General features: G+C 58.4%; 7 protein-coding genes and 2 pseudogenes (1 of these 9 running past the window's edge). 5 read left to right on the plus strand and 4 right to left on the minus strand.

All coding sequences use genetic code 11. The annotated features are described in order from the left end of the window. Nucleotides 1-877 (minus strand): annotated as a pseudogene (locus G1E_RS21940) (aldehyde dehydrogenase); it reaches 615 nt to the left of the window's first position. A 196-nt stretch (nt 878-1,073) separates the two neighbouring features. Between G1E_RS21940 and G1E_RS21945 the strand changes: the two are divergent. Next, nucleotides 1,074-1,433, plus strand: a complete 360-nt coding sequence (locus G1E_RS21945) for a cupin domain-containing protein (protein WP_009682916.1) — start codon at nt 1,074-1,076, stop codon at nt 1,431-1,433. A gap of 82 nt (nt 1,434-1,515) precedes the next feature. Next, nucleotides 1,516-1,719: a hypothetical protein gene (locus G1E_RS21950; RefSeq protein ID WP_009682915.1), complete on the plus strand. Its 204-nt coding sequence runs from the start codon at nt 1,516-1,518 to the stop codon at nt 1,717-1,719. 67 nt (nt 1,720-1,786) lie between these two features. On the opposite strand, the gene rpmG is transcribed toward G1E_RS21950, so the two are convergent. Both rpmG and rpmB read right to left on the minus strand, forming a co-directional pair. Further along, entirely contained in the window at nt 1,787-1,942 is a 156-nt protein-coding gene (rpmG, locus tag G1E_RS21955; RefSeq protein WP_003253507.1) for a 50S ribosomal protein L33, read from the minus strand. 11 nt (nt 1,943-1,953) lie between these two features. After that, nucleotides 1,954-2,190, minus strand: coding sequence for a 50S ribosomal protein L28 (gene rpmB, locus G1E_RS21960; RefSeq protein ID WP_003253504.1), 237 nt, complete (start codon nt 2,188-2,190; stop codon nt 1,954-1,956). Nucleotides 2,191-2,551: 361 nt separating this feature from the next. Between rpmB and G1E_RS21965 the strand changes: the two genes are divergently transcribed. Next, nucleotides 2,552-4,156, plus strand: a complete 1,605-nt coding sequence (locus G1E_RS21965) for an ABC transporter substrate-binding protein (RefSeq protein WP_009682914.1) — start codon at nt 2,552-2,554, stop codon at nt 4,154-4,156. 121 nt (nt 4,157-4,277) lie between these two features. Here the strand turns inward: G1E_RS21965 and G1E_RS27955 are convergent. Further along, nucleotides 4,278-4,445 (minus strand): annotated as a pseudogene (locus G1E_RS27955) (JAB domain-containing protein); the annotation flags it as partial. A 73-nt stretch (nt 4,446-4,518) separates the two neighbouring features. Between G1E_RS27955 and G1E_RS27960 the strand changes: the two are divergent. Then, nucleotides 4,519-5,685 carry a tyrosine-type recombinase/integrase gene (locus G1E_RS27960; protein WP_223817826.1) on the plus strand — a complete coding sequence of 389 codons (1,167 nt, stop codon included), beginning with the start codon at nt 4,519-4,521 and terminating at the stop codon, nt 5,683-5,685. Then, nucleotides 5,678-6,151: a hypothetical protein gene (locus G1E_RS21970; protein WP_009682912.1), complete on the plus strand. Its 474-nt coding sequence runs from the start codon at nt 5,678-5,680 to the stop codon at nt 6,149-6,151. Before G1E_RS27960 ends, G1E_RS21970 begins: the two co-directional genes overlap by 8 nt. Nucleotides 6,152-6,167: the final 16 nt, after the last annotated feature.

Genomic DNA, 6,167 nt, shown 5'->3' on the forward strand with positions numbered 1-6,167 from the left:
CCCCCCCCCCAGCCGCAGCGGCCGCTTGCAGGTCCGGTGCATCGGCGAAGACGATGTTCGGGCTTTTGCCGCCAGCCTCCAGCCAGATTCGTTTCATGTTCGATTCGCCTGCATAGACCATCAGTTGCTTGGCGATCTTGGTCGAGCCGGTGAACACCAGCGTGTCGACATCCATGTGCAGGGCCAACGCCTTGCCCACGGTGTGGCCGTAGCCTGGCAGCACGTTCAGTACACCCGCCGGGATGCCGGCCTCGATCGCCAGTTGCGCGATGCGAATGGCGGTCAGCGGCGATTTTTCCGAAGGCTTGAGCACCACCGAGTTACCGGTGGCCAGTGCCGGGCCGAGTTTCCAGCAGGCCATCAGCAGCGGGAAGTTCCACGGTACGATGGCACCGACCACGCCGACTGGCTCACGGGTAACCAGGCCAAGCTGGTCGTGTGGGGTGGGCGCGACCTCGTCGTAAACCTTGTCGATGGCTTCGGCGGTCCAGTGAATGGCCTGGGCTGCACCGGGGATGTCGATGCTGGAGGAGTCACCGATCGGCTTGCCCATGTCCAGGGTTTCCAGCAGCGCCAGCTCTTCGACGTTCTTGCGCAGCAGGTCGGCGAAACGGATCAGCGTGGCTTTACGCTTGGCCGGGGCCAACTGCGACCAGACGCCAGCATTGAAGGTGGCACGCGCGTTTTCCACGGCACGGTTGGCATCGGCCAGGTCGCAGCTGGCAACCTTGGCCAGGAAGCGTCCGTCGACCGGGCTCAGGCACTCGAAGGTTTCACCGGATACGGCATCGGTGTATTCGCCGTTGATGAAGGCACGGCCTTCGATCTTCAGTTGCTGGGCGCGTTGTTCCCAGTCCGCACGGGTCAGGGTGGTCATACGAAACTCCTCCTCTTGTTTAGGTGCAACGCCGCACTGAGGACTCACAGGCGTTGTCAGAATTCTGGCCGGGCGACGAGCGCACACTGGCAAGCGATACCCTAAACCAGCCACTGTAAACTATCAATATATTTGACACAGAAGGCCCAAAAGCCTACTGATGTTAATTTTATTTAACAAGAACAGGAGCCGCACCATGAACATCGCCAGCATCATCGACTTCGCACAAGTGCTCACTGAAGCCGAACGGTACCGCCCTGCGGCTGAAAAAATCCTCAAGGGTGAGCCAGACCAGGCGGTCTACAACCATTACTCCAGCCCATGCGGGCAGTTTGCCGCAGGCGTTTGGGAGGGTGAGGTCGGCCAGTGGAAAGTGAACTACACCGAGCATGAATACTGCGAGATCGTTCAGGGCGTTTCGGTACTGCGCGACGACAACGGCGGTGCCAAGACCCTGCGCGCCGGCGACCGGTTCGTAATCCCGGCCGGGTTCACAGGCACCTGGGAAGTGCTTGAGCCGTGCCGCAAGATCTACGTCATGTTCGAGCAGAAGTAATTATGTAGCGCAGCTGGCCAGGCGGCATGCGTGAGGATGGCCCTGCCCACAACGGGCCATTCACCTCAACAGGAAGATCACCATGACCAACGATGACGTCAAACAAGCCCTCGCCCACCTGGTCGGCGCCCCTTACGTGCCAGAGCTCAAAGACACCATCTGCGCCATTACCGGTCGCTCCCGCGTGGTCGGCCCCACCGACATGTGCACCCGCGAGTTCGACCCTACCCGCATCCAGATCAGGACCGACGCCAACCAGGTGATTCAGGGCTTCGAATTCAACTGACCTTGCAGCAGGCATAAAAAAACCCGCGTCCTTACGGATGCGGGTTTTTTTTCAGGTCGCCGATCAATTACTTGATCTTGGCTTCCTTGTACACCACGTGCTTGCGAACAACCGGATCATATTTCTTGATCTCGATTTTGTCCGGGGTGGTGCGCTTGTTCTTGTCGGTGGTGTAGAAGTGGCCGGTACCGGCACTCGAAACCAGACGGATCAATTCACGCATGATGCTCTCCCTTAAACCTTGGCGCCAGCTTTACGGATGTCAACCAGAACGGCGTCGATGCCGCGCTTGTCGATGATACGCATGCCTTTGGCGGAAACGCGCAGACGCACGAAGCGCTTCTCGGATTCAACCCAGAAACGGTGGTGCTGCAGGTTCGGCAGGAAACGACGACGGGTTTTGTTGTTCGCGTGGGAAATGTTGTTCCCGGTTACTGGACCCTTACCAGTAACTTGACAGACTCTCGACATGACTCAGCCCTCTAAAACCACATGCCCAACCCGGCATGGGTTGGCCGCTTAATCTCTCAGTCTTTGGCGCCTGGGCGCCGTGATTCTGGAGGCCTTATCGACCGGATCCGCTTATGCGACAGGCCGAGCCCCTAGAAAAGAGCGCTGCTTTATACCAGAAAGACCTGGCTGCAACAATAGTTGATGCACATTAGCGCAAGCCCGATTCAGCCGGGGCAGCATACCTTCAGGCCCCGCCAGCCGTCGACCGCTCGTCGCCACATTTGTAAAAAAGGATGTGGTCATTTCCCGACAGGCACACTAGGGTAGGCTTTTTCCAGACTGCACTGGCAGATGGGCCACTGACAGCCAAGGAGCCACCATGCGTGCCGCCGCCCTTTCCTTATTGTTCAACTCCCTGTTCACCGCCACCCTGTTCGCGGGTGGCATCGCCCAGGCCGCGCCCCTGAGCGTTTGCAGCGAGGCCAGCCCCGAAGGCTTCGACGTGGTGCAGTACAACTCGCTGACCACCACCAATGCCACCGCCGACGTGCTGATGAACCGCCTGGTGGAGTTCGATGCGGCACAGGGCAAAGTGGTGCCGAGCCTGGCGGCCAGCTGGACGGTCTCGGCCGACGGGCTGGTGTACGACTTCACCCTGCGCGACGGCGTGAAGTTCCAGTCCACCCCGTACTTCAAGCCCACCCGCGAATTGAATGCCGACGACGTGCTGTTCAGTTTCCAGCGCATGCTCTACCCGGCCCATGCCTGGCACAAGACTGCACCCGGCGGCTACCCGCACGCCCAGTCGCTGCAACTGGGTAGCCTGATCAAGGCGATCGACGCCCCGGCCCCGAACACCGTGCGCTTCACCCTCAGCCACCCCGACGCCACGTTCCTGGCCACCCTGAGCATGGGCTTCGCGTCCATCTACTCTGCCGAATATGCCGACAAGCTGCTCAAGGCCGGTACGCCAGAGAAGCTCAACAGCCAGCCGATCGGCACCGGGCCGTTCACTTTCCAGCGCTTCCAGAAGGACGCTGTGGTGCGCTACCGCGCCAACCCGGACTACTTCGGCGGCAAGCCGGCAGTCGACCCGTTGATCTTCGCCATCACCACCGATGCCAACGTGCGCCTGCAGAAGCTCAAGCGCGGCGAGTGCCAGGTCGCCTTGTCGCCCAAACCGCTGGATATTGCCGAAGCGGCCAAGGACGACAAGCTCAAGGTGGCCAGTACGCCCGCGTTCATGACCGCCTTTGTCGCCATCAACAGCCAGCACCCGCCACTGGACAAGCCGGAAGTCCGCCAGGCGATCAACCTGGCCTTCGACAAGCAGGCTTACCTCAAGGCGGTGTTCGAAGACTCTGCGGTGGCGGCCAACGGCCCCTACCCGCCCAATACCTGGAGCTACGCCAAGGACCTGCCCGGCTACCCTCTGGACTTGAAAAAGGCCAAGGCCCTGCTGGCCAAGGCCGGCCTGGCGGAGGGCTTCAGCACCACTATCTGGACGCGGCCATCGGGCAGCCTGCTCAACCCCAACCCAAGCCTTGGCGCGCAAATGCTGCAGGCCGACCTGGCCAAGATCGGCATCAAGGCCGAGATCCGCGTGATCGAATGGGGTGAGCTGATCCGCCGCGCCAAGGCCGGCGAGCATGACCTGCTGTTCATGGGCTGGGCCGGTGACAACGGCGACCCGGATAACTTCCTCACCCCGCAGTTCTCCTGTGCGGCAGTGGAGTCGGGTACCAACTTCGCACGGTTCTGCGACAGCCGCCTGGACCAGCTGATCAGTGCCGGGCGCACCACCAACGACCAGAGCGTGCGCAGCCGGCTGTACCAGCAGGCGCAAACCCTGATTCAGCAGCAGGCACTGTGGGTGCCGTTGGCGCACCCGACAGCGGCGACCCTGCTGCGCCAGGAAGTCGAGGGGTACCAGGTCAGCCCGTTCGGGCGGCTGGATTTCAGCAAGGTGTCGGTGGCCAGGTAGACCTGCACCGGGCTCTTCGCGGGCACGCCCGCTCCCACAGGGACATCACCGCCTTCAAGGCCGGCGAATATCCTGTGGGAGCGGGCTTGCCCGTGAAGAGGCCAGCACACAACTAAACGGCCTAAGCCACGATCCACCCCTGCTCAACCATCGACAACGGCTCCCCGTCGCCAATGATGATGTGATCCAGCACCCGCACGTCGATCAATGCCAGCCCGCGTTTGAGCGACAAGGTCAGGTGCACATCGTCCTGGCTAGGCTCACTGTTGCCTGAAGGGTGGTTATGGCACTTATGGTATATGTTCGGAAACGTTGCAGATCTGGAGCTACCGATGCCAGACGTCCCTTTCTGCGAGATCCGAATGATTCGTACTGCCTCCAGCGGCCTCAGGCCATACCTGCTGGTGCAGGGGGTTCCAGTGATCCTAGCAAACCTCTGGGCGGAGGATTTGCTCCACAGATCGCGTCTCAATACCGTCGAAAATTACCTACGTGACATCGCTATCGCGTACGAGTGGGCTCTCAGCCGAGGTTCTCCACTGGAAGCGAAGCTTGAGCGCCTAGCGGTGTTCAGCTCAGCGGAACTGACATCGCTGGCCGAACGCCTCTGCTCCACCAAACGCGGTGCGGGTGCGAGCCAATCGACATGCACCCGACGACTCGAAGCTGTCAAATCATTCATAGATTTCTCCTTCGAGCACTACGTTGAGCTCAATCGACTAGGTCTACTTGAGCAAAGCCAAGCGGAAAAAAACAAAGCCAAGAATCTGCGAAATCTTCAAAAAAAAATCACCAAGATTGCATATCAATCAGAACCGCCGCTACCAGCAACGCCACTTGACTCCGGCGGACAAGCCTTATTCAAAGGGGTGCTCAGTCCTGATGACTTTAGGAACCCATTCCAAAGTAAACAGATACAGGCACGCAATTACTGTCTGTTCTTAGTAATGCTTGAAACACTTGCCAGGCGTGGCGAAGTGGTTCTCATAGAACTCGACGACGTTGACCTTGGTCCCTCACCTACAATACGCATCAAGCGCCCAAGCGATATCAACAGGGAGCGGAGACTGGACGGGGCTAGTCTCAAGACGCGCGGTCGGATAGTCCCCATAACCGCATCGGTAGCCGCGGTTCTGAACGAATACATTTCCGATCATCGCCCTAAACTGATCAAACCAAAAAGACCTTGTACAGCCCTATTCGTGAGTTCCCGTGACGGGAGACGGCTATCTGCGCGAACCGTAAACACCATTCTTCGTACCGTTGCAGCCAGCCTCGGCTTGCCAAACTTTTCAACACGAATTCATCCGCACGGCTTGAGGGCGACAGGGGCAAATATAGCTCGCAAAAAGTTTGAAAAAAGTGGCGCCAACAGCATTAATGTAAAAGATGCTCTGGCGTATCTGGGCGGATGGAGCCCCAGCAGCGAAAGTGTTCAGCGCTACTCTCGACAGGCCATATCTGATCGGCTCGGCGAAATAATCAGAAGCTCAGACAGCTCAAATTTTCGAGGCAATGAAGATGATTAAAATTTCGCCTGCCGAACTCGTAGCCGAGATTGAATGTCGCTTCGGCATCGAGGCCGATGCCTTTCCTTCCACAGTCAAATCCACCTTCGGTCAGGCTATAACAATTCACAACAATGATGCGTGGGTTGAGAGAATAACGGTAGAGATTGTCGGGTGTGCTCCGATGAATATTGCGTGGAGCAAGCCCCTACATTCTAACTTGTTAGTTGAGTGGCTACTCAGAGGGTGGTTCATCGACAGACTCCAAACCCACATCGACCTTAGGCCTCTGATTGTCGTCCAGCGGCTTCTGGCCCAGCATAAATTTTCGGGAAATGACGCGGATACTATTGGCAATAGGTTATCGACATTTGCTGTACGTGAATGCACTCGATTAAAAGCATCAAGCTGGTATGAGGAGCTAGTTGCTCTTCGAGTATTTTATCGATGGTGCTTGGATGAAGAAGTCCCAGGCTTCAACGAATGAATCGCCCCTGGTTTCG

Origin of the sequence: Pseudomonas sp. TJI-51 (assembly GCF_000190455.2) — a bacterium.
GTDB classification, from domain to species: domain Bacteria; phylum Pseudomonadota; class Gammaproteobacteria; order Pseudomonadales; family Pseudomonadaceae; genus Aquipseudomonas; species Aquipseudomonas juntendi.

What these genes read in the sequence shown, in the direction of transcription:
- G1E_RS21970 (WP_009682912.1), top strand. Translation starts at nt 5,678, where the DNA reads ATGATTAAAATTTCGCCTGCCGAACTCGTAGCCGAGATTGAATGTCGC.
- G1E_RS21945 (WP_009682916.1), top strand. Translation starts at nt 1,074, where the DNA reads ATGAACATCGCCAGCATCATCGACTTCGCACAAGTGCTCACTGAAGCC.
- G1E_RS27960 (WP_223817826.1), top strand. Translation starts at nt 4,519, where the DNA reads ATGATTCGTACTGCCTCCAGCGGCCTCAGGCCATACCTGCTGGTGCAG.
- G1E_RS21950 (WP_009682915.1), top strand. Translation starts at nt 1,516, where the DNA reads ATGACCAACGATGACGTCAAACAAGCCCTCGCCCACCTGGTCGGCGCC.
- G1E_RS21965 (WP_009682914.1), top strand. Translation starts at nt 2,552, where the DNA reads ATGCGTGCCGCCGCCCTTTCCTTATTGTTCAACTCCCTGTTCACCGCC.
- rpmB (WP_003253504.1), bottom strand. Translation starts at nt 2,190, where the DNA reads ATGTCGAGAGTCTGTCAAGTTACTGGTAAGGGTCCAGTAACCGGGAAC.
- rpmG (WP_003253507.1), bottom strand. Translation starts at nt 1,942, where the DNA reads ATGCGTGAATTGATCCGTCTGGTTTCGAGTGCCGGTACCGGCCACTTC.